Source organism: Prosthecodimorpha staleyi, from assembly GCF_018729455.1.
GTDB lineage: Bacteria > Pseudomonadota > Alphaproteobacteria > Rhizobiales > Ancalomicrobiaceae > Prosthecodimorpha > Prosthecodimorpha staleyi.
The window spans coordinates 251,664-274,198 of sequence record NZ_JAHHZF010000009.1 but is presented as its reverse complement, the minus strand read 5'-3'; the positions used below and the strand labels follow the sequence as shown (position 1 = coordinate 274,198).

Genomic DNA, 22,535 nt, shown 5'->3' with positions numbered 1-22,535 from the left:
TGCGTAATCGGCCGGGCATTAACACTATATTTAGTGGCCAGGCCGAGCCTGAGACACTACATAGAGACGCGGCGCGGCGATTCGAAGCCAGAGTCGGACCAATCCGACCGGCCGCGTCCATCGGGGCGGAAGAAGAAGAACGATAGGGCCTGCGGCGTAACGGCCGACGGGCGGGGACAGGATGGCGACCCGACAGGGCGCCTCCATCATGCTAGGATCGGGCTCGTGAGGTCCGATCACCATTGGGGGTCGACACGATGCGCATCGAGCGGCGCTTCACGACGGCGGGTCTATCGCCGTATGCAGCGATCGAATTCCGAACCACGACGAGCGAGATCCGCAACCCTGACGGTTCGGTCGTCTTCAAGCTCGACGGCATCGCGGTGCCGGCGCAGTGGAGCCAGGTGGCGGCGGACATTCTCGCCCAGAAGTATTTCCGCAAGGCCGGTGTGCCGACCCGCCTGAAGCGCGTCGAGGAGGAGACCGTTCCCTCCTGGCTGTGGCGCTCGGTGGCCGACGAGGCCGCGCTCGCCCCCCTGCCCGCGTCCGAGCGGACCGGCTCGGAGATCGACGCCCGCCAGGTCTTCGACCGCCTCGCCGGCACCTGGACCTATTGGGGCTGGAAGGGCGGCTATTTCGACGCCGAGGCCGACGCCCGCACCTTCCATGACGAGCTCTGCTACATGCTGGCGATGCAGCTCGTCGCCCCCAACAGCCCGCAATGGTTCAATACCGGCCTGCACTGGGCCTATGGCATCGACGGCCCGAGCCAGGGCCATTTCTACGTCGACTATCGGACCGGCAAGCTGACCCGCTCGGAGACCGCCTACGAGCATCCCCAGCCGCATGCCTGCTTCATCCAGTCCGTCGACGACGACCTCGTCAACGAGAACGGCATCATGGATCTGTGGGTGCGCGAGGCGCGCCTGTTCAAATACGGTTCCGGTACCGGCTCCAACTTCTCCAAGCTGCGCGGCGAGGGCGAACGGCTCTCCGGCGGCGGCCGCTCGTCCGGCCTGATGAGCTTCCTGAAGATCGGCGACCGTGCCGCCGGCGCGATCAAGTCGGGCGGCACCACCCGCCGCGCCGCCAAGATGGTCGTGGTCGACATCGACCATCCCGACATCGAGGACTATATCAACTGGAAGGTGAAGGAGGAGCAGAAGGTCGCCGCGCTGGTGACCGGCTCCAAGATCGTCTCCCGGCACCTCGGCGCGATCATGAAGGCCTGCGTCAACTGCGACGGCTCGGGCGAGGATTGCTACGACCCGCTGAAGAACCCGGCGCTGAAGCGCGAGATCCGCGCCGCCAAGAAGAGCCTTGTCCCTGAGAACTACATCAAGCGCGTGATCCAGTTCGCGCGCCAGGGCTACAAGGACATCGAATTCCCGACCTACGACACGGACTGGGATTCGGAAGCCTATCTGACCGTCTCGGGCCAGAACTCGAACAATTCGGTGCGTGTCACCGACGAGTTCCTGCGCGCCGTCGAGCAGGACGGCAAGTGGGACCTGAAGTTCCGCCAGACCGGCAAGGTCAAGAAGACGCTGCGCGCCCGCGACCTTTGGGAGACCGTTGGTCATGCCGCCTGGGCCTCGGCCGATCCGGGCATCCAGTTCCATACGACCATCAACGACTGGCACACCTGCCCGGCCTCCGGCGAGATCGTCGCCTCGAATCCGTGCTCGGAATACATGTTCCTCGACGACACGGCCTGCAACCTGGCCTCGATCAACCTGCTGCCCTATCGGCGCCAGGACGGCAGCTTCGATGTCGAGGCCTATGTCCATACCTGCCGGCTGTGGACCGTGGTTCTCGAAGTCTCCGTGCTGATGGCGCAGTTCCCGTCCCGGGCGATCGCGGAGCTTTCCTACAAGTTCCGCACCCTCGGCCTCGGCTACGCCAATATCGGCGGCCTCCTGATGTCGTCGGGCATCGCCTATGACAGCCCGGAAGGCCGCGCCATCTGCGGCGCGCTCTCCGCGGTGATGACCGGCACGGCCTATGCGACCTCGGCCGAAATGGCCAAGGAACTCGGCCCCTTCCCGGGCCATGCCGAGAATGCCGACCACATGCTGCGCGTGATGCGCAACCATGCCCGGGCGGCGCGCGGCGAACATGACGGCTACGAGAAGCTGAACACCCCGCCGGTTCCGCTCGACAATGGCGCCTGCCCCGACAAGGCGTTGCTCACGGCGGCCGTGAAGGCCTGGGACGACGCCCTGGCGCTCGGCACGAAGTTCGGCTACCGCAACGCCCAGGTCACCGTGATCGCGCCGACCGGCACGATCGGCCTGGTCATGGACTGCGACACCACCGGCATCGAGCCGGACTTCGCGCTGGTCAAGTTCAAGAAGCTGGCCGGCGGCGGCTACTTCAAGATCATCAACCAGTCGGTGCCGCAGGCCCTGCGCAGCCTCGGCTATCGCGAGAGCGAGATCGCCGAGATCGAGGCCTATGCGGTCGGCCACGGCTCGCTCGCCCAGGCGCCGGGCGTCAACCCGTCGTCGCTCAAGGCGCGCGGCTTCACCGACGAGGCGATCGCCAAGATCCAGGGCGGCCTGAAGTCGGCCTTCGACATCAAGTTCGCCTTCAACAAGTGGACGCTCGGCGAGGAGTTCTGCACCAAGGTGCTCGGCTTCACGGCGGCCGATCTCGACAGCCCGTCTTTCGACATGCTGACCGCGCTCGGCTATTCCAAGGCCGAGATCGAGGCCGCCAACATCCATATCTGCGGCGCCATGACGGTCGAGGGTGCGCCGCACCTGAAGGCCGAGCATCTGGCGGTGTTCGACTGCGCCAATCCGTGCGGCCGCACGGGCAAGCGCTTCCTGTCGGTGGAAAGCCACATCCGCATGATGGCCGCGGCGCAGCCCTTCATCTCCGGGGCGATCTCCAAGACCATCAACATGCCCAACGACGCCACCGTCGAGGACGCCAAGAACGCCTACACGCTGTCCTGGCGTCTGGCGCTCAAGGCCAACGCGCTCTACCGCGACGGCTCCAAGCTGTCGCAGCCGCTGAATTCGCAGCTGCTCGCCGATGACGAGGACGAGGCGGAGGATGCGGCCGAGGCGATGATCGCGGCCCCGGCTCCGGCACGGGCCGCGATGGCGGCGGAACGGATCGTGGAGCGCATCGTCGAGCGGGCGATCCGCGAGCGCGAGAAGTTGCCGAACCGGCGCAAGGGCTATACCCAGAAGGCGATCGTCGGCGGCCACAAGGTCTATCTCAGGACCGGCGAGTATGACGACGGCCGCATCGGCGAGATCTTCATCGACATGCACAAGGAAGGTGCCGCCTTCCGCTCGCTGATGAACAATTTCGCCATCGCGATCTCGCTCGGCCTGCAATATGGCGTGCCGCTGGAGGAATATGTCGACGCCTTCACCTTCACCCGGTTCGAACCGGCCGGCATGGTGCAGGGCAACGAGGCGATCAAGAATGCGACCTCGATCCTCGACTATGTCTTCCGCGAGCTGGCGGTGTCCTACCTGGCGCGGCACGATCTGGCCCATGTCCGGCCCGAGGATATCGGCGCGACGGCGATGGGGTCCGGCGTGGTCGAAGGCGTCGCCAAGCCGACCCCAGGCCCGGAGGCCGTGGTCTCCCGCGGTCTGGTGCGCGGCAAGGTGCAGGAACGGCTGAAGGTGGTCGACAGCGGCCCGCGCAACGCCACCAATGTCGCCCCGGCCTCGTCCGGCCCGGCCGTGGTCACCGCCTTCGCCAATGTCTTCGGCGCCACCGCGCTGAAGGCCGGCGCCGCCACCGAGACGCGCAGCGTCCCGGCCGGCCGCACCGAGGCCGAGGAGCGCCCGCAGCCCGCCATCGGCGCCCGCATCGCGGAAGCCCGCATGAAGGGCTACGAGGGTGAAGCCTGCAGCGAATGCGGCAACTTCACCATGGTCCGCAACGGCACCTGCCTGAAATGCGACACCTGCGGCGGCACCAGCGGCTGCAGCTGATCTCGCCCCAAAACCCGACGATGGCGCCTCGGACGAAAGTCCGGGGCGTTTTCTATTGCGCCAGGTCGCCCGACATTCCCCAGTGCGCGGGCTTGAATGCCGCGTCATATGTCGTATATTTTGCGACAGATGACACAGGGTGCTGTGATGGCGACGGCTTCGGTTTCGGCCAAACGTGATGATCTTCAACGCGTGAGCGATCTGCTTGGCGGCACCGCCGTGCTTTCGAAGCGGGTGTCCACCGCGCTGGAGGTGCACGAGTTGATCTTGGAGGGACTGCCGGCCTCGGCACTCGATCATCTGGTCGACCAGTTGCGGATCCTCGGCCGCACGGAGTCCCTGGAGAAGGCCGTCGGCATGAGCATCCGGACGCACCAGCGCCGCCGGGCGGATCTGTCCAAACCGCTCGGACGGGAGCAGAGCGGCCGAGCCTGGAAGTTCGCCGAAATCCTGACGCGTGCCACCGACGTGTTCGGCTCCCAGGAGGAGGCCGAGCATTGGCTGGAACGTCCGGCCCTGGCCTTCGACGGATACCGACCTCTCGACCTTCTCAGTACGCCCGCCGGAGCGGAGATGGTCGACGACCACCTGGTCCGCCTCGAATACGGGGTCTACACGTGACATCCGTTCCGGCGGTGCTCGGCGGCGAGGTCATCATTTGGCGCCTCGACCTCGAACGCCATGCGCCAACATGGAACACGGGTGAAGGCGCCTATCGCGTCGGCGGGCGCTGGAACAGCCGCGGCACAAGGGCCGTCTACAGTTCGCTCGACGCCTCGACGGCGATCCTGGAAGTCGCAGTCCACAAGGGGTTCAAGACCCTCGATACGGTCGCCCACATCCTGACGGCCGCCCGAATTCTCGACCCCCGACAAATCCACATCGTCGAGCCGACCGGCCTGCCCAACCCGCACTGGCTTCGGCCGGGCATTCCGAGCGCCGGCCAGCAGGCCTTCGGCAATGACCTGATCGCCCGGCACAAACTCGTTGCCCTGCCGAGCGCGGTCTGCCCGTTCAGTTGGAACGTGGTCTTCGATCCCGAACGGGCGGCTGGGACCTACGAAATCCTGTTCCAGGAACGCTTCGCCCTCGACACCCGCCTGCATCCGCCGGCGTGAGAACAATCTGCCTCCGCCCTCACCCCCGCAGCACGAAGCGCGAGCCCGGGACCGTCGTCCGGTCGACGGCGTCGAGGTCCCAGGCGATGCCGAGGCCGGGGGCTTCCGAGGGGTAAGCGCGGCCGGCTTCGATGCGCATCGGGCTGGTGGTCAGGCTGTCGAGCTGGGGGATGTATTCGACCCAGCGCGCATTGGGCACGGCGCAGCACAGCGCGACATGCAGTTCCATCAGGAAATGGGGCGAGACCGGCAGATTGAAGGTCTCGGCCGCGTGGGCGACCTTGAGCCAGGGCGTGATGCCGCCGATGCGCGCCACGTCGACCTGGACGATCGAGCAGGCGCCGGCCTGCATGTATTCGCGGAAATGCAGCGGGCTGTAGAGGCTCTCGCCGACCGCGACCGGAATGGTCGTCGAGCGCGCCAGGCGGACATGGCCGGCGAGATCGTCGGCCGGCAGCGGCTCCTCGAACCAGGCGATGTCGACGGCCTCGTAGTGGCGCGCGCGGCGGACGGCCTCGTCGACCGTGAAAGCCTGGTTGGCGTCCGTCATGATCTCGAAGGCCGGGCCGACCGCATCGCGCACGGCGGAGAGACGGGCGACGTCCTCGCTGACATGCGGCCGGCCAATCTTGATCTTGGCGCCGCCGAAGCCGTCGGCCTTCGCCTTCAGCGCATCCTCGACCAGGGCGGCGGGTTCGAGATGCAGCCAGCCGCCCTCGGTCGTGTAGAGCGGCAGGCTCGCCTGCGCGCCGCCGGCCAGCCGGTGCAGCGGCTCGCCGAATTTGCGCGCCTTCAGATCCCACAGCGCGGTGTCGAGCGCCGCCATGGCCAGCGCCGTGATCGCGCCCACCGTGGTGGCGTGGGTGACGAACAGCATGTCGCGCCACAGCCGCTCGATCTCCAGCGCCTCGCGGCCGATCAGCAGCGGCCCGAGCGTCTTCTCGATCAGCTTCATCACCGAGGGGCCGCCGGTGCCGATCGTATAGGAGTAGCCGATGCCCGTGACGCCGTCGGCGTCGGTGATTCGGACGATCGGCGTCTCCTGGCTGACGAAGCTCTGGATCGCGTCGGTGCGCTTCACCTTGGGCGCGATATCGACCATTCCGGCTTCGATCCGGACGATGCGGGCCATGATGTTCCTCCCGGGTTTCCCGGTCTTGATTGTGAAGCCTGGGCGCGGTCGGCTCGGAGCCCGTCCTGATCGAATCGCCACGATCGACATGACGGGAACCGGCTCAAGCCCTTGGCGCCGAGCAATTTCCGTGTCGCTCGGATGCCTGCAACCGCGCAGGACAGGCTGCAGGGCTCCGGACTTGCCCGTCATCTTCTTCGATTCGATCGACGAGTGCACGCCGAGGCGGACGCAGCCGGCGCAGGCCCGGTCGGCGACGCCATGCGGACCGGGACGGCCGTCGCAGCGCCCCCGCCCCATGGCGGCCTCCGCCTCGCCGAGGCCGTCCGACATGGCGCTGCTCGGCGGCAGCGGACCGTCAGATCGTCACCCCGGCCTGCAAGTCGGCGTGTGTCGCGTCGAGGGCCTCGCCGACCACCGCGATGATGCGCGCGATGTCGTCCGCGGTCGCCACCAGCGGCGGGGCCGTGGTCAGGGTATCGCCGAGCGCGCGCAGGATTACGCCGCGAGCCTGGCAGTGGCGCTCGGCCATCAGGCCGACCATGCCGGGCGACGGGAACGGGGCCTTGGTGGCCTTGTCCGACACCAGTTCCCACCCGCCCAGAAAGCCGATCCCGCGCGCCTCGCCGACGAGCGGGTGGCCGGCGAGGCTCTGGACGCCCGCCTGCAGGACCGGCGCCAGCCGTTGCACGTTGCCGACGATATCAAATTCCTCGTAGAGATCGAGCGCCTCCAACGCCACCGCGGCCGCGACCGGGTGGCCCGAATAGGTGAAGCCGTGGCCGAAGACGCCGAGCTTGCCGGACTGCGCATAGCAGGCGTCCCAGATCTTCGCATTCATCATGACGGCCGAGATCGGCACATAGCCGGACGACAATCCCTTGGCGATCGCGATCATGTCCGGCTCCAGCCCGTAGACCTGGCAGCCGAACATCGCGCCGAGCCGGCCGAAGCCGCAGATCACCTCGTCGGCGACGAACAGGATGTCGTATTTCTTCAGGAGCGGCTGGATCAGGTCGAAATAACCCCGGGGCGGGACGATGACGCCGCCCGAGCCGATGACCGGCTCGGCGAAGAAGGCCGCGATCGTCTCCGGGCCCTCCCTGAGGATCAGGGCCTCCAGGTTGGCGGCGAGGCGGGCCGCGTAGTCGGCTTCCGATTCGCCGGGCAGCCCGTAGCGCCAATGGCTCGGACAGTCCGCATGCAGGAAGCGCGGCAGCGGCAAGTCGAAGTCGGCGTGGTTGCGGGCGAGGCCCGTCAGGCTGCCGGACGCCACCGTGATGCCGTGATAGCCGCCGATGCGGCCGATGATCTTCTTCTTCTCGGGGCGGCCGCGGGCGTTGTTGTAGTACCAGGCGAGCTTGATCGCGGTGTCGTTCGCCTCGGAGCCCGAATTGGCGAAGAATACCTTGGACATCGGCACCGGCGCGATGCCGAGCAGCCGTTCGGCGAGCTCGATCGCCTTCGGGTGGCTCTTGTGGCGGAACAGGTGGTAGCTCGGCAGTTCCATGAGTTGCCGGTATGCCGCATCGGCGAGCCGCTTCTGCGCGAAGCCGAGCGAGACCGACCAGAGGCCGGACACGCCCTCGATATAGGCCTTGCCGTCCTCGTCATAGACCATGACCCCGTCGCCGCGGGTGATCAGCAGAGGACCTTCGCGGTCGTGCCGCTGCAGGTCTGTCATCGGGTGGATGACACCGGCGCGATCGCGCGCACTGTCGGAGTTGGCCGGCGATGGCGTCTGGTCTTCGAACACGGGGCCTCTCCTGGGTGAACGGTCAGAGGGCTGCGCGGAGCGCGGCGGTGGCGGCATGGTCGACGCTGCCGTCCGGAGCGATCACCGCCTTGTAGACATCGCGCGCGCGGTCGCGGGAAATCCATTTTTCCTGCACATCCTTGGCGATGCGCTCGGGATCGCGCGTCGCCGGGTCGCCGTAGCCGCCGCCGGCCGTCGAATAGGAGACGACCGTCTGGTCGCGGCGCACCAGCACCTGCTCGGACGTGCCGAGCGGCGTGATCGTGCCGTCGTCGGCGGCGAGCCACTGCCGGGCCGGCTGGGCGTCGAAGCCGCCGCGCGTGCCCTTTGCGGCATTGACGGTACCGTCCGAGCAGTAGCCAAGCTCGAAATCGCAATCGATCGGTCGGTATTCGACCAGGATGCCGGGCGCGCCGCGATGCATGCCGGCGCCCTCACTGTCGGCGACCAGACGACGCGTCCCGATCATCATCGGATGCAGCATCTCGTCGACCTCGACGCTGTCGTAGAAGGGCATGCCGGCATTGCCCATCGAGAACAGCGACAGCCAGCCGTCCTGCGTCGGCGTCCCGGCGCCGCCGGCGGCGGCGAGGATCACTTCGTTGACGAAGGCATGGCCGTTGCGCGGATCGACACCCGAGATGACGCCCGCCGCCGGCGGGATGGCGGCGCCGCCTTCCGCCATTCCGATGGTCGGATCGATGGCGGCGAGCGCGCATTGCACCGCATTCGTCACCCGGTCGCCCAGATTGGTGGTGGCGACCGAGGTCGAGGTCGGATGGCGCGGGATGCCGACGACGCAGCCTTCGCGCAGGTGCACGACGATACGGCGCAGGCTGCCGGCATTGGGCTGCATCGGCGTCGGCAGGCTGTTGAAAACGCCGACCAGCGCCGCCGTGCGCGCGCAGGCATGGGAGAGATTGACGCCCACCGGCAGGCTGTCGATGTTGTCGGTCATGTCGACCGTGATCAGCGCCGCCTCGGGATCGACAGTGACATCCGCGGTGGCCGGGATGCCCTCGGCCGGGGTCCGCGGCAGCGGATCGTGCATCGAGGTCGCCCGCGCGCGCCCGGCCCTGATGCCGCGGATGCAGGCGATCATCTGCTGTTCGCACAGGTCGAACCAGTCCTGGGCATGCCGCGTCAGCGCGTCCCAGCCGAGTTCTCGCCCCATACGGACGATCTCCTGCTCGCCGATCCGGGCCGCCCCGACGGTCGCCAGATAGTCGCCGCGCCACTGGTTGGGCACCCGGATGCGCATCATGCAGATGTTGATGATGTCCTGGATGTCCTTGTAGCCCGTCTGCACCTTCACGGCCGGGAAGATCAGCGCGCCCTCCTCGTAGACGTCGCGCGCATTGCCCATGTAGGTGGTCGGCAGCGAGTTGCCGCAATCGGCCTGATGCGCCTTGGCGAGCACCGTGAAACGGTGCCGGCCGTCGTCGTCGAAGACCGGGACCAGGATGGTATGGTCGGCCGCATGGCTGTTGCCGTGATAGGGCGAATTGTGCAGGAACGCGTCGCCCGGCTTCGGGTCGGGGTGCATATCGAGCATCGCCCGCGCCATCAGATCCGCGCCGCCGATCACGTGGATCGGATAGCTGTCGGCGGCGGTCAGCAATTCGCAATCGGCCGTGACCAGCGCGCAGGAGAAATCGCGCGCGGTGTTGATGACACCCGAACGCGCGGTCCGCAGCAGGGTATTGGCCATCTTGCGGGTCACGCCTTCGAAGCGCTTCTGCGTGATGGCGAGGCGGACGCCGTCGGGCTTGGGGCGGGTCTCGATGGCGGTCATGCGGCAGTCTCCTCGGCGTCTCGAAGGGCAGGAAGGGGCCGGGCGTCCCGGACCGTGCGGGCGCTCACAGGGTGATCAGCAGATGGCCGGCCGGCCGCTTCACCGCCGTGGCGCCCGGATCGACCACGACGGTCGTAAAGCTCGATTCGATCACCGCCGGGCCCTTGACGGGCACGTCCGGGGCGAGGTCGTCCCAGCGCCACGCTGGCGCCTCGACCGATCCCGTCTGGCGGAACGTCATGGTCCGATGCTCGACCCCGGGGCCGCGCCCGGCCCGCGGCGCGAGATGCGCCCGGCTTTCCTCGGCCACCCGGCAGCGGGCGACGGCGCGCCAGTTCATGATCTCGACATCGTCGCCATCGTCGCGGAAGCTGAACAGGTCCTGATGGCGGGCATGGAAGGCCGCGACCAGCCGGGCGACCGCGTCGGGGGCGGCCATGTCGGCCGCCGTGATCGGAACCTCGATCTCCCAGACCTGGCTCGGGTAGCGGCCTTCGATGGCGAGTTCGACCCGCCTGGCGAAGGCGTCGGGCCCGGCCGCGGCGAAGAAGGCCTCAGCCTGCGCGGTCAGGTCGGCCAGGATCCTCGCCGCGCGGGCAGCATCGAAGCGACGGGTCGGCATGAAGGCGGTGACCGAGAAGTCGCGGGTCAGTTCCGACATCATCGCCCCGGCCGCGCTCAGCGCGGCGGCGACGTCCGGGACGATCACGGTATCGCAGCGCAGCCGCCGGGCGATCAGCACCGCGTTGATGCCGGCGGCCCCGCCGCCGCCGATGATGACGGCGCCGGTCGGGTCGATGCCCTGCTTCACGGTGATGTCCTCGATGGCGTTGACCATCTGCTCGGTCGCCAGATCGATGACAGCGAGCGCGGCATCCTCCAGACCGAGGCTCAGAGGATCGGCCACGTCCCGCTTCAGCGCCGCCCGCGCCGTGTCGAGGGCGAGCCCCATGCGCCCGCCGAGGAAGAAGGACGGATCGATATAGCCGAGCACGACCGCCGCGTCGGTCACGGTCGGCTTGGTGCCGCCACGCCCGTAGCAGACCGGCCCGGGCGTCGAGCCCGCGCTTTCCGGCCCGACATGGAGCAGGCCGGCGGCATCGACCCGGGCGATCGACCCGCCGCCGGCACCGATGCTCTTCACGTCGACCGACGGGAAGCCGGTCAGGTGGCCGCGATAGATCGGGCCGAGCCAGGTGTCGCGCGTCCAGGGGATGATGCCGTCCTTGACCAGGCTGACATCGTAGGTGGTGCCACCCGCGTCGGTGACGATGGCCGCGTTCCAACCCTCCTCGGCCGCGAAATAGCGCCCGGCGACCGGAGCCATCGACGGCCCGGAGTTGAGCGCCAGGATCGGGCGTTCGGCGAGGTCGTCGACATCGACCAGACCGCCTTGCGAGGTCACGGCGAAGATCCGGCCCTTGAGGCCGGCCGCGGTCAGCCGCGTCTTCAGGGCATGCATGTAGCCCTGCATGATCGGCTTCAGCGAGGCATCGATCGCGGTCGCGGACGTGCGGCGATACTCGCGCACCGTCGGGTTTAATTGATGCGCCAGTGTGTAGGGCACACCCGGCATGTGCGCGTCGAGCAGCGCGCCGACCGCCAGTTCATGCGCAGGATTGACGATCGACCAGATCAGCGACACCGCAACGGCCTCGATGCCGGCCGCCTTCATGGCTTCGATCGTGGCGACGACCTCGGCCTCGTCGAAGGGGACCAGTTCGCGCCCGTCGGCCCAGATGCGGCCCGGCACCTCGAAGGTGCGCGAGCGGGGGATATAGGGATCCGGATAGGGAACCTGATAGTTGAACGGGTCGGTGCGGCCGCCCTCGCGGATCACCAGGATGTCGGGATGGCCCTCCGAGACCAGGAGCGCCGTGGCGGCGGTCCGTCCGGTCACGACCGCATTGATGGCGCGGGTGGTCGAGTGGAACAGGAGGTCGGTCTCCGACAGGATCGCGGCGACGCTGGTCCCCATCTCGTCGGCCGCGACCGCCACGGCGTCGAGGATGCCGTCGACCGGGTCCGGATAGGTCGTCGAGGCCTTGTGCAGGGATAGCACGCCGTCGCGGTCCACGACCAAGTCCGTGAAGGTACCGCCCACGTCGATCGAAAGCCGCATCCGTGTTCCCCTTGCGTGACCGGCATTGCGCCGGTGGCTCCATCATGAACTTGCGGCCCATGCAAGCAAGTTGCAGGCCAGCATCCGAGGCCGAAAGAGCATGGCCGACGGACCGGCCGAGGCCGTTGATCAAGACACATGTGCTGCTTTGCAAGCCCTTTGCCTGCAAGTTGGGCATCGGAGGCCGACTCGTCGCTGCTGTGCCCCGAACTTCGGCGCCGTCGCTGATTGCGTGGTTTGCAAGTTCGTTTCATCGACAGGACGGCACGTCCGTTGCACGGGACGGGCGCCGACGAACCGGAGACCGCCCCCATGCCCAAGACCACGCTCGTTCCCGCCAGCCTCTCCTTCCAGCCCCGCCCGTCCTATCCCTATTCGCCCGGAACGGCGGCCGCCGGCTTCGTCTTCACGGCCGGACAGGTCGCCTGGACGTCGACGGGCGAGCTCGTCGGCCTCGGCGATGTGCCGGCTCAGACGCGTCAGGTGCTCACCAACATCCGGGCGATCCTGGCGGAGGCCGGCGCGACCATGGACGACGTGCTGAAATGCAACGTCTACCTCGCCGACATCCGCCATTTCGCGGCCATGAACGCCGTCTTCGCAGAGTTCTTCCCCAAGGATCCGCCGGCACGCACCACCGTCCAGGCGGCGCTGGCCGAGCCCGAGATGCTGGTCGAGATCGAAGCGATCGCCTATGTGAAACCATGACCGAAAGTGCGCCGCTGGCGCGGATTCGCGTCCGACAACAGACTGCTCGTTGCACGGACTTGACGATCGAGCCCGAACGGTATCGTTAGGCCGCCATGACCGACGAAGCCTCCTCCGCCGCCGTGCTGCCCGCCGCAGCCGAAACCACCCCGGCCCCGGCCAAGACCGGCACTGCGCTGCCGGCGGTGGGCCCGCGGCTGCGCCTGCAGCGCCGGATCCGCCGGCTGCGGCTGAAGGACCTCGCGGTGAAGGCCGGTTGCTCGGAGAGCCTGCTGTCGCGCATCGAGAACGGCCTTGTGACGCCGTCGCTGACCACCCTGCACCGGCTCAGTCAGGCGCTCGGCATCAATGTGTCGACCCTGCTCGAGCCGGTCGAGGAGAAGATCTGCACGGTCTACGGCCCCAACGACCGGCCGCGCCTGTTGCGCGGCGACGAGGCCGAGGGCGACGGCTCGACCGCCGACAGCATCATTCCGGTCGACGAGAAACGCCGCCTGGAAGGGTTGATGATCACCCTGCCGGCGGGCGGGCCGCTGTGCGGTCCGTTCCGCCATGCCGGCGAGGAGGTCGGCTATGTCGTCAACGGTGCCGTCGAACTGACCGTGGAAGGCGAGATCTTCATCGTCCCGGCCGGTTCGACCTTCTTCTTCGAGTCGGACCGTCCGCACAGCTACCGGGCGTCCGGTCCGACCAGCGCCCTGGTCGTCTGGATCAACACGCCGCCGACCTTCTGAGCAGCCGATAGCCCTCGCGCTCACCCCGGCATCGCGTCGTCGTCGGTACCGGCCTGTTCGACCATGCGCAGGAAGCGGCGGGTCCGCTCGTGTATCGGGGCGTCGATGACCTGTTCGGGCGGACCCTGCTCGATGATCCGGCCTTCGTCCATGAAGATGACCCGATCGGCCACGTCGCGGGCGAACCGGATCTCGTGCGTGACCACGATCATGGTCATGCCGGCGGCCGCGAGGCGCCGCATCACGTTCAGGACCTCGCCGACCAGCTCGGGGTCGAGCGCCGAGGTCGGTTCGTCGAAGAGCATCAGCCGCGGCTTGATGGCGAGCGCGCGCGCGATCGCGACCCGCTGCTGCTGCCCGCCCGAGAGCCGGTGCGGGAGATGCTGCGTGTGCGCGTCCAGGCCGACGCTGGACAGCAGTTCCTGCGCCAGCGACTCGGCCTCCGCTTGCGGGACGCCGTGGACCCGGACGGGTGCTTCGACCACGTTCTCCAGGGCGGTCAGATGGCCGAACAGATTGAACGACTGGAACACCATGCCGATGCGGGCCGAGGCCTTCGCGGCGGCGAGGCTGCGGACGGGGCGCGGGCGGCCCGTCGCGTAGTCGTAGCCGACGGTCTTGCCGTCGATCCGGATCTCGCCCCAGTCCAGGACCTCGAGATGGTTGATCATGCGCAGAAAGGTGCTCTTGCCCGAGCCTGACGGCCCGAGGATGACGACGCATTCGCCGCGATTGACCGTCAGGTCGATGCCGGTCAGCACCTCGCGGCCGCCATAGGCCTTCTGCACATTCTTGGCGACCACGAAGGGGGCACCGATCGGCGCCTCGACATCTGCTGCCGCGGCGATGCGGGCGAGCCAGGCTTCGTCGAGTTGACGGCGCGCGACCGGCGCGGGCCGGGCCGGCGCAGGGTCTTCGGGGGTGCGCACCGGTTCGGCGTCGGCGGGGGCCGGATTCCAGCCGCCGATCAGGCCGCCGGTCAATCGGGCCATCAGGTTGGCGCCCTTGCGCTGGGTCCGGTCGGTCTCCAGGTCGTAGCGCGCCTCCAGCCAGGCCTGGAACAGCGAGATGGCACTGGTCATCACCAGATAGATCGCCCCGGCGGCGATGAAGACGGGGAAGAACCGAAAGTTCTGTCCGACGATCTGCTGGGCCCTGAAGGTCAATTCGTTGACGAAGACGATCGAAGCGATCGAGGTCAGCTTGAGCATGCCGATCGTGTCGTTGGACACGCCGGGCAGGATGGCCCGCATCGCCTGCGGCAGGATGATCCGCCGCAGCGTCAGGAACTTGCCCATGCCCAGACTGTCGGCCGCGATGGACTGGTTGCGGTTGACCGACAGGATGCCGCCGCGAATGATCTCGGCGCTGAAGGCGGCCTCGTTCAGCGCGAAGCCGATGATCGCCGTGGTGATCGGATCGAGCCTGATGCCCAGTTCGGGCAGTGCGTCGAACAGGAAGACCAGCTGCAGGAGCTGCGGCGTGCCGCGCACGACCCAGATGTAGAACCATGCCGACGCACGGACGGCCGCGAGGCTCGAAAGCCGCATCAGCGCGAGCCCGAGCCCGAGCAGCAGGCCGACCGACATCGCGCAGACCGTGATCTTGACCGCGATCCACGCGCCTTCCCACAGGAAGCCGGAGACGAAATAGCCCCAGACCTCGATTACGAAGGGCGGGGGGCCCTTCTTGGTGATGCTCCCGCCGGACGCCAGGTTGTCGAGTGTCGAGGTGTTCTGTGTGCCGGCGTCCGGGCCGCAGGCGGACAGCAGCAGCGTGAGGATAAAAGCCAGCGAAAACAGGCCAGTAAACCGTCGGAGCCAGATCTGCATTCGCCACACCCGGCCGCTGCGGCCGCCATCTGTTTCGCCCCGGAGCGCGGATCGCCAGAGCCGGCTCCGCGGTCATGCCCTTCGCTTCGGCGGACGGCGGGCGTGGCACAAGGCCTCGCCCGCAGACGCCGGGTCAGTCCTTCTTGATTTCGGCCGCGACCTGCAGGTCCGGATCGATCTTGTATTTCTGGAAGATCGCCTTCTGACCGCCGCTCGCCTGGACGGCCACGAGGCCCTCGTAGATCGCCTTGAGCAGCTCGTCGTTGCCGTTCTTGACCGCCGCCCCGATGGTGAAGCCGGTCAGGATCTTGAAGGCGCGGGCATAGGTCTGCGGGTTGTCGATGGCGAGGGATTCGACGATCGCGAGGTCGGTCATCATGATGTCCGCGCGGCCGGTCTGGACGAGCCGGATGCCGGCGGCGAGGTCCGGATAGGTCATCACGGTGACGCCGGGCTTGCCGGCCGCCTTGCACTTCTCGTCTTCCTTCTTGAGGGCGGCTTCCTCGACCGTGCCGAGGCCGGCCGCCGCGGTGGTGCCGCAGGTCTGATCCAGCCCGCCGATCTTCTTGGGATTGCCGGCCTGGGTCAGGGCGCCCGTGCCGGCCTGCATGTAGAGCACGTAGTCGACCTGCTTGGCGCGCTCGGCCGTGTAGTAGAGATTGTTCCAGAATACGTCGATCTGGCCGGAAATGGTCGCCGGCAGCAGGCCGGACCAGCCACCGAGGAAGATCTCGTACTTGATGCCCTGACAGTCGAACACCGCCCGGGCCAGATCGGTATCGGCGCCGATGATCTTGTTGAAGTCCGCGCCATCACGCATGGTGTAGGGCGGGGTCTGCGGATCGGCGCCGAACTTGATCGTCTTTCCGACGAGGCTCGGATACTTTGTGGCCAACTTTGCCGGCTCGCAGGCCGGGGCTTGGGCCAGCGCCTCGCCGGCCACGCCGAGCGCGAGAGCGAATGCGACTGCGGAAGTCCATCCTTTGGCCGTCATGTCGGTATCCTTCGAGTTCGCGGACGAAGAGGTGCCTCCCGGAGACTGCGGTCCGGGACACATCCCGCTTGCGGGTCGCACCGGGCAGGAGCCGGGATCCGTTCGCACAACCAAGTGCGCACCGTTCAAGTCTCTTGCGCCGAGGTAAATTAGCAAGCCGCGTGCCAAGGCCACCGGACCGGAACGCCTGTTCACGCAGGGACACGGTGCGACGTTCGCGGCAAAGCGCCGCTGGTTTCTGCGGCACTTGCCCGAAAGTTGCTCAATCCCGGATCTTCCATGGCGCGCCAGGGCCTTTTGCGGCGCTGCGCCGGGATGCGGGAACCACCCGCCTGGGCTGCCGAAAATCAGGCCGTTCCGTGCCCGATTTCAATGCAAGTCACTTCTTTACCACGCAACTCTGGTTCGTTAGATTTGAATCCAGTGACGCCCTTGCGTCCCGCGAGGACGGGGAGACCCATGCAGCTTGCCAGGGCAGACCTCCTGAAGGCCTACAGGACCATGGCGCTGATCCGCGTCTTCGAGGAGCGGGTCCAGCGGGAGATGTCGTCGGGCGACATCCCCGGTTCGACCCACCTCTATGCCGGGCAGGAGGCCTCCGCGGTCGGCATCTCGATGCACCTGACCGATATCGACCGCGTCGCCTCGACCCATCGCGGACATGGCCACTCGATCGCGAAGGGATGCGATGTCGACGGCATGATGGCCGAGATCTTCGCCCGCGCGACCGGCATCTGCCACGGCAAGGGCGGCTCGATGCACATCGCCGATCTCGACAAGGGCATGCTCGGTGCCAACGGCATCGTCGGCGGCGCCCCTCCCCTCGCCTGCGGGGCGGCCCTGACCGCCAAGCTGACCGGCTCCGGCGCCGTGGCGGTCGCCTATACGGGCGACGGTGGCTTCAATCAGGGCACGACCGCGGAATCCCTCAATCTCGCCCGGGTCTGGGACCTTCCGGTGATCTTCGCCATCGAAGACAACGGCTTCGCGGAGGCGACCGCGTCGAGTTGGGCCGTCGCGGGCGACATCGTCGTCCGGGCCGCCGGCTACGGCATCCCGGCCGAACGGGTCGACGGCACCGATGTCTTCGCGGTCCACGAGGCGGCCGGACGCGCGGTGGCGCGCGGCCGCGCCGGCGAGGGACCGACGGTCCTGCACATCACCGTGCCGCGCTATCTCGGCCATTTCAGCGGCGACGCCGACACCTATAGGACCCCGGCCGAAAAGCAGTCGATGCGATCCGAGCGCGACTGCCTGAAGGTCTTCCGCGCCAAGGTCGTGCCGGCCGGCCTGATCGACGAGGCCGAACTCGACGCCATCGATGCCGAGGCGGCGGCCTCGGTCGAGGGCGCCGTCGTGGCGGCCCGCGCCGCACCCCGACCGGATCCCGCCACCGTCGCGACCGACGTCTACGTCTCCTATCCCTGAAGCCCGCCGACACGCGACGGAGACCCAGCAATGCCGAGGAAGTCCTTCCGACAGGCGCTGAACGAGGCGATGCGGCTGGAGATGCGGCGCGATCCGCGGGTCTTCGTCATGGGCGAGGATGTCGCCGGCGGGAAAGGAGCGTCAGGCGAGCAGGATGCCTGGGGCGGTGCCTTCGGGGTCACCAAGGGGCTGCTCGCCGAATTCGGCCCCGAGCGGGTGCGCGACACGCCGATCACCGAAAGCGCCTTCGTGGGCGCCGCCGCCGGCGCTGCGATGACGGGCCTGCGGCCGGTGGTCGAGATCATGTTCGTCGATTTCATGGGCGTCTGCTTCGACCAGATCTTCAACCAGGCCGCCAAGTTCCGCTACATGTTCGGCGGCAAGGCCGTCACCCCCATGGTGCTGCGCGCCACCTTCGGGGCCGGCACGCGCTCGGCCAGCCAGCACAGCCAGGCGCTCTACCCGCTTTTCACCCACATTCCGGGCCTGAAGGTCGTGGTGCCATCCTCGCCCTATGACGCCAAGGGCCTGCTCATCCAGGCGATCCGCGACGACGACCCGGTCATCTTCCTCGAACACAAGGCGATGTATGACGACATGGGCGAGGTGCCGGACGGCGCCTATGTGGTGCCCTTCGGCGAGGCCGGCGTGCTGCGCGACGGCGGCGATGTCACCATCGTGGCCTATGGCCGCATGGTCGGCCGCGCCATGGAGGCGGCGGCCCGGCTCGCCCGCGACGGCATCGAGGCGACGGTGGTCGACCCGCGCACGACCTCGCCCATCGACATCGACACGATCGTCGAGACGCTCGAAGAGACCGGCCGGCTCGTCATCGTCGACGAGGCCTATCCGCGCTGCGGGATGGCCTCCGACATCGCCGGCATCGTCGCCGAGGAGGCTTTCGGCCTGCTGAAGGCGCCGATCCAGAAGGTCACGCCGCCGCATGCCCCGGTGCCCTATGCGCCGGAGCTCGAGGCCGCCTACATCCCGAGCGTCGAGAAGATCGAGGCGGCGGTCCGCAAGGCCGTCGGGTGGACCCGATGAGCGCCGCCGTGACGCCGGTCCGCATGCCGCGCTACGGCATGACCATGACGGAGGGGGCCGTGGCCCGCTGGCTGGTGGCGCCGGGCGAGGCGGTCGCCGCGGGTCAGGATCTGGCGGAGATCGAGACGACCAAGATCACCAATGTGGAGACGGCCGCCGCCGCGGGCGTATTGCGCCGCGCCGTCGTCGAGGCGGGACGGATCGTGCCCGTCGGCACGCTGATCGGCGTGATCGCGGACGCCGGCGTCCCGGACGCCGAGATCGACGCGGTCGTGGCGGCGCAGGCCGAATGGGTCGTCGAGGCAGCCGACACGGATGCAGGCCCGGTCGACGAGGTCGTCACGGTCGGCGCCCTGTCGATCGCCCTGCGCCGCACGCCGGGGGCGGGGCCCTCCGACGCCGTACCGGTGGTGCTGATCCATGGCTTCGGCGGCGACCGCGACAACTGGATGTTCGTCGAAAGCCAACTCGCCGCGGAGCGCCCGGTCCTGGCGCTCGATCTGCCTGGCCACGGCGCCTCCGGCACCGAGATCGGCGACGGCACGCTGAAGACGCTGGCCGGGGCGGTAACGGGCCTGATTGACGCCCTCAACCTGCCGCGCGCGCATCTCGTCGGCCATTCGCTCGGCGGCGCCGTCGCGCTCGCTGCTGCGGCCGCACGGCCGGAGGCGGTCGCCTCGCTGTCGCTTCTGGCGCCGGTCGGCTTCGGACCCGAGATCGACGGCGGCTACATCGCCGGCTTCCTGGCGGCCGAGCGGCGCAAGGATTTGAAGGACATCCTCGGACGGCTCTTCGCCAATGCCGACGCGGTCGAGCGCCGGATGATCGACGACGTGCTGCGCATGAAGCGCCGCGACGGCGTCCCCGAGGCGCTCGCGGCGATCGCCGCCGCCGTGTTTCCCGACGGGCGGCAGGCCGTGGACCTGCGCGCCGAAGCCGCGTCGCTGGCCTGTCCGGTCGCCGTCATCTGGGGCGAGGCGGATCGGATCGTCCCGATCGCCCACGCCGCCGGTCTGCCGGCAGGAGTTGCGACGAGCCGGATCGCCGGTGCCGGCCACATGCCGCAGCTCGAAGCGCCCGCGGAGGTCGTCCGCGCACTGCGGGACTGTTTTGCGCGCGCGGGGGTCTGAGCGATGACCCCGTCGACTGCCGCCCGCGGCATCCCCGGCCTGGCCGGGCTTGACCATGTCGGCCTGACCGTCCCCGACCTGGAAGCGGCCGTGGTCTTCTTCGTCGAGGTGATCGGCGCCGACTTCGTCTATGCGGGCGACGCCATCGGCGGGCGGCCCGAGGACGAGGCCTTCATGGCCGAGGCGCTCGACGTCGACCCGAAGGCGACCTGCCGCTATTCCTTCCTGCGCTGCCGGAACGGTCTCAACCTCGAGCTCTTCGAATACACCGCCCCCGACCAGGTCCGCACGCGGCCGCGCAACAGCGATTGGGGCGGCCACCACATCGCCCTCTATGTCGACGACATCCATGCCGCCGTCGCCCATCTGAAGGCCCATGGCGTCCGCATCCTCGGCGAACCGATGGCGATCACGACGGGCAACTCGGCCGGCGCGTCCTGGGTCTATTTCCTCGCGCCATGGGGCCTGCAGATGGAGCTCTGCTCGGCGCCGCGCGGCAAGGCCTACGAGGCCGACGCGCCGGTCCGCCTCTGGCACCCGAAGCGGCCGGCGGAGTGAGGCCGCCATGGTGGAAACGACCGATGTCCTGATCGTCGGCGCCGGGCTGTCCGGGGCCGTGGTCGCCCGCCGCCTCGCCGAGGCCGGGATCGCCGTGACGTGCCTGGAACAGGGCGGGCGCCACGACCGCGAGGACTATCGCGGCCGCCACGACGACGTCGAGGTGGCGGGGCTCGGCCCCTGGCATGCCCATCCCAACCGCCGGGGACGGCGGGAGGACACGCCCGTCGACGACACCGACGCGGAGATGAAGCCGCAGCTCTTCCACGGCGTCGGCGGCTCGACCATCCTGTACGGCGCCCACTGGATGCGCTTCCTGCCGTCCGATTTTCGGGTGCGGTCGCTCGACGGCGTCGCCGACGACTGGCCGATCGACTATTTCGAGCTCGATCCCTTCTATGATCGCATCGACCGCGACTTCGGCGCCTCGGGCCTCGTCGGCGACCCGGCCTATCCGCCGCGTGCGGACTACCCGCTACCTCAGCTGCCCGTCGGCGCCTGGGGCACGAAGGTCGCCGCGGCCCATCAGCGCCTCGGCTGGCACTGGTGGCCCGGCTCCAATTCGATCGCATCGCGCCCCTATGACGGGCGACGGCCCTGCGTGCAGCGCTCGACCTGCGGCTACGGCTGCAACGAGGGCGCCAAGGCCTCCGTGGACCTGACCCACTGGCCGCGCGCGGAAGCGCTCGGCGCGCGTGTGCTCGATCATGCCCGTGTCGCCGAGATCACGCTCGACGCAGCCGGCCGGGCAGACGGCGTCGTCTATGTGCGCCACGGCGAGCGCCGCCGGATCCGCGCGGCGCTCGTGATCCTCGCCGCCAACGCGCTCGGCAGCGCGCGCCTGCTCCTGCTGTCGCGCTCCGGCCGCAACCCGGACGGCCTGGCGGCCCGCTCCGGCCAGGTCGGCCGGCGGCTGATGATGCACCCGTTCGGGCGGGTCGTCGGCTTCTTCGACGAACCGATGCAGAGCTGGCAGGGCCACTGGGGCCAGAGCCTCTATTCGATGGAATTCGCCGAATCCGATCCGTCCCGCGGCTTCGTGCGCGGCGCGAAATGGAATCTCGGCCCGTCCGGCGGCCCGCTCTCGGCGGCGCTGTTTCCCTGGCGCGACGGCCGGCGCTGGGGCGATGCCGTCCACGACCATGTCGCCGCCTGGCTCGGCCGGACGGCGATCTGGGGGCTGTCCTGCGAGGACCTGCCCGATCCGGAAAACCGCGTCGAACTCCATCCGACCCTGACCGATTCCGACGGGCTGCCGGCGCCGCGGCTGGTCTATCGCGTCTCGGAGGACTGCCACAGGATGCTGGCCTTCAACACCGCCAAGGCGGAGCAATCGCTGCGCGAGGCGGGCGCCTACCGGACCGAGGCGACCGGCCTGATCCCGGATCTCGGCTGGCACCTGCTCGGAACCGCCCGCATGGGCGACGACCCGGAGACCTCGGTGGTCGACCGCTGGAACCGCGTCCACGACGTGCCCAACCTGATGATCGTCGACGGCAGCACCTTCGTGACCGGCTCCTCGGTCAATCCCGCGCTGACCACCGCGGCCCTCGCGCTGCGGGCGGCCGAAAGGCTGGTCGCCGGGCGCCGCGACATTCGGAGTGCGGCATGAGCGACCCGCGCCGGACGCAGCTGTTCGATCTGCTCGTGCCGGGCCGCGGGCCAAGCCCGGCCTACTCGGCGGCCGATCCCGCAGGGGCCCTGATCGCCCGCGTCCTCAAGATCCGTCCGGATCTCGCCGGCGTGCCGGACCGGATCCTGGCCGCCCTGCCGGAGGCCTTCGGGCCGGACGATGTCGAGGCCTGCGCGGCCGCCGACCGTCCGGGCTTCGAAGCCCTGCTCGAACTCGTCTTCGGCGCCTATTTCCTCAGCCCCGCCGTCCGCCACGCTATCGGCTATGACGGCCAGCAGGCTCTCACCCTGCCGCGCGACGGGTTCGGGGCCGAGGAGCAGGCCGTCGCCATGATGGCGGCGCCGCCGCGCTGGCGCGATCCGCGCGTTCCGGTCGATCCGGAGGCATCCGAGTGTCCAACTGCGAGTCCGCAATGACGTCCGATCCGGTCAGCCAGGTTTCCAACCGCTCCACGCGCCGCGATGCCCATGGCCCGGCGGTGCGCGCCGTGCTCAACCGGGAGGCGGGCGCCGGCAGCGAGGGCGCAACCGCCCCGCAGACCGGCGCCCGGATCGTCGGCCGTCGTGCCGAGGCCGTTCAGCCGTGA

General features: G+C 68.7%; 18 protein-coding genes. 12 read left to right on the top strand and 6 right to left on the bottom strand.

From position 1 onward, the window contains the following. Nucleotides 1-257: 257 nt before the first annotated feature. From KL771_RS19170 to KL771_RS19160, 3 genes are all read left to right on the top strand, one after another. Nucleotides 258-3,965: a vitamin B12-dependent ribonucleotide reductase gene (locus tag KL771_RS19170; protein WP_261970126.1), complete on the top strand. Its 3,708-nt coding sequence runs from the start codon at nt 258-260 to the stop codon at nt 3,963-3,965. A 147-nt stretch (nt 3,966-4,112) separates the two neighbouring features. Continuing rightward, nucleotides 4,113-4,586: a type II RES/Xre toxin-antitoxin system antitoxin gene (gene parS / locus KL771_RS19165; RefSeq protein ID WP_261970125.1), complete on the top strand. Its 474-nt coding sequence runs from the start codon at nt 4,113-4,115 to the stop codon at nt 4,584-4,586. Continuing rightward, nucleotides 4,583-5,083 carry an RES family NAD+ phosphorylase gene (locus KL771_RS19160; protein ID WP_261970124.1) on the top strand — a complete coding sequence of 167 codons (501 nt, stop codon included), beginning with the start codon at nt 4,583-4,585 and terminating at the stop codon, nt 5,081-5,083. Before parS ends, KL771_RS19160 begins: the two co-directional genes overlap by 4 nt. 19 nt (nt 5,084-5,102) lie before the next feature. On the opposite strand, the gene KL771_RS19155 is transcribed toward KL771_RS19160, so the two are convergent. From KL771_RS19155 to KL771_RS19140, 4 genes are all read right to left on the bottom strand, one after another. Continuing rightward, nucleotides 5,103-6,215 carry a mandelate racemase/muconate lactonizing enzyme family protein gene (locus tag KL771_RS19155; protein ID WP_261970123.1) on the bottom strand — a complete coding sequence of 371 codons (1,113 nt, stop codon included), beginning with the start codon at nt 6,213-6,215 and terminating at the stop codon, nt 5,103-5,105. A gap of 358 nt (nt 6,216-6,573) precedes the next feature. After that, nucleotides 6,574-7,971: an aminotransferase gene (locus KL771_RS19150; protein ID WP_261970122.1), complete on the bottom strand. Its 1,398-nt coding sequence runs from the start codon at nt 7,969-7,971 to the stop codon at nt 6,574-6,576. 22 nt (nt 7,972-7,993) lie between these two features. After that, entirely contained in the window at nt 7,994-9,766 is a 1,773-nt protein-coding gene (locus KL771_RS19145; RefSeq protein WP_261970121.1) for a hydantoinase B/oxoprolinase family protein, read from the bottom strand. A 64-nt stretch (nt 9,767-9,830) separates the two neighbouring features. Further along, on the bottom strand, nt 9,831-11,888 hold the full coding sequence (locus KL771_RS19140; RefSeq protein ID WP_261970120.1) for a hydantoinase/oxoprolinase family protein: 2,058 nt from the start codon (nt 11,886-11,888) through the stop codon (nt 9,831-9,833). 312 nt (nt 11,889-12,200) lie between these two features. Here KL771_RS19140 and KL771_RS19135 point away from each other — a divergent pair, with 312 nt between their 5' ends. Then, entirely contained in the window at nt 12,201-12,596 is a 396-nt protein-coding gene (locus tag KL771_RS19135; protein WP_261970119.1) for a RidA family protein, read from the top strand. A 95-nt stretch (nt 12,597-12,691) separates the two neighbouring features. Beyond that, nucleotides 12,692-13,330 carry a helix-turn-helix domain-containing protein gene (locus tag KL771_RS19130; protein ID WP_261970118.1) on the top strand — a complete coding sequence of 213 codons (639 nt, stop codon included), beginning with the start codon at nt 12,692-12,694 and terminating at the stop codon, nt 13,328-13,330. A 20-nt stretch (nt 13,331-13,350) separates the two neighbouring features. Here KL771_RS19130 and KL771_RS28300 read toward each other — a convergent pair whose 3' ends face one another. Both KL771_RS28300 and KL771_RS19115 read right to left on the bottom strand, forming a co-directional pair. Beyond that, nucleotides 13,351-15,162 carry an amino acid ABC transporter permease/ATP-binding protein gene (locus KL771_RS28300; RefSeq protein WP_315901513.1) on the bottom strand — a complete coding sequence of 604 codons (1,812 nt, stop codon included), beginning with the start codon at nt 15,160-15,162 and terminating at the stop codon, nt 13,351-13,353. Between the two features lie 133 nt (nt 15,163-15,295). Then, a complete protein-coding gene (locus KL771_RS19115) occupies nt 15,296-16,156 on the bottom strand; it encodes an ABC transporter substrate-binding protein (RefSeq protein WP_261970117.1) in 861 nt (286 codons plus the stop codon). 459 nt (nt 16,157-16,615) lie between these two features. Between KL771_RS19115 and KL771_RS19110 the strand changes: the two genes are divergently transcribed. From KL771_RS19110 to KL771_RS19080, 7 genes are read left to right on the top strand one after another with little or no spacing between them, the layout of a single operon-like run. Continuing rightward, nucleotides 16,616-17,584, top strand: coding sequence for a thiamine pyrophosphate-dependent dehydrogenase E1 component subunit alpha (locus KL771_RS19110; RefSeq protein ID WP_261970116.1), 969 nt, complete (start codon nt 16,616-16,618; stop codon nt 17,582-17,584). A gap of 30 nt (nt 17,585-17,614) precedes the next feature. Continuing rightward, nucleotides 17,615-18,628 carry an alpha-ketoacid dehydrogenase subunit beta gene (locus KL771_RS19105; protein WP_261970115.1) on the top strand — a complete coding sequence of 338 codons (1,014 nt, stop codon included), beginning with the start codon at nt 17,615-17,617 and terminating at the stop codon, nt 18,626-18,628. Next, nucleotides 18,625-19,758 carry an acetoin dehydrogenase dihydrolipoyllysine-residue acetyltransferase subunit gene (locus KL771_RS19100; protein WP_261970114.1) on the top strand — a complete coding sequence of 378 codons (1,134 nt, stop codon included), beginning with the start codon at nt 18,625-18,627 and terminating at the stop codon, nt 19,756-19,758. Before KL771_RS19105 ends, KL771_RS19100 begins: the two co-directional genes overlap by 4 nt. Nucleotides 19,759-19,761: 3 nt before the next feature. Continuing rightward, nucleotides 19,762-20,316: a VOC family protein gene (locus KL771_RS19095; RefSeq protein WP_261970113.1), complete on the top strand. Its 555-nt coding sequence runs from the start codon at nt 19,762-19,764 to the stop codon at nt 20,314-20,316. Between the two features lie 7 nt (nt 20,317-20,323). Next, nucleotides 20,324-21,928, top strand: a complete 1,605-nt coding sequence (locus KL771_RS19090; protein ID WP_261970112.1) for a GMC family oxidoreductase — start codon at nt 20,324-20,326, stop codon at nt 21,926-21,928. Beyond that, entirely contained in the window at nt 21,925-22,365 is a 441-nt protein-coding gene (locus tag KL771_RS19085; protein WP_261970111.1) for a hypothetical protein, read from the top strand. The genes KL771_RS19090 and KL771_RS19085 overlap by 4 nt, the downstream gene beginning before the upstream one ends. Next, nucleotides 22,362-22,535: a hypothetical protein gene (locus tag KL771_RS19080; protein ID WP_261970110.1), complete on the top strand. Its 174-nt coding sequence runs from the start codon at nt 22,362-22,364 to the stop codon at nt 22,533-22,535. Before KL771_RS19085 ends, KL771_RS19080 begins: the two co-directional genes overlap by 4 nt.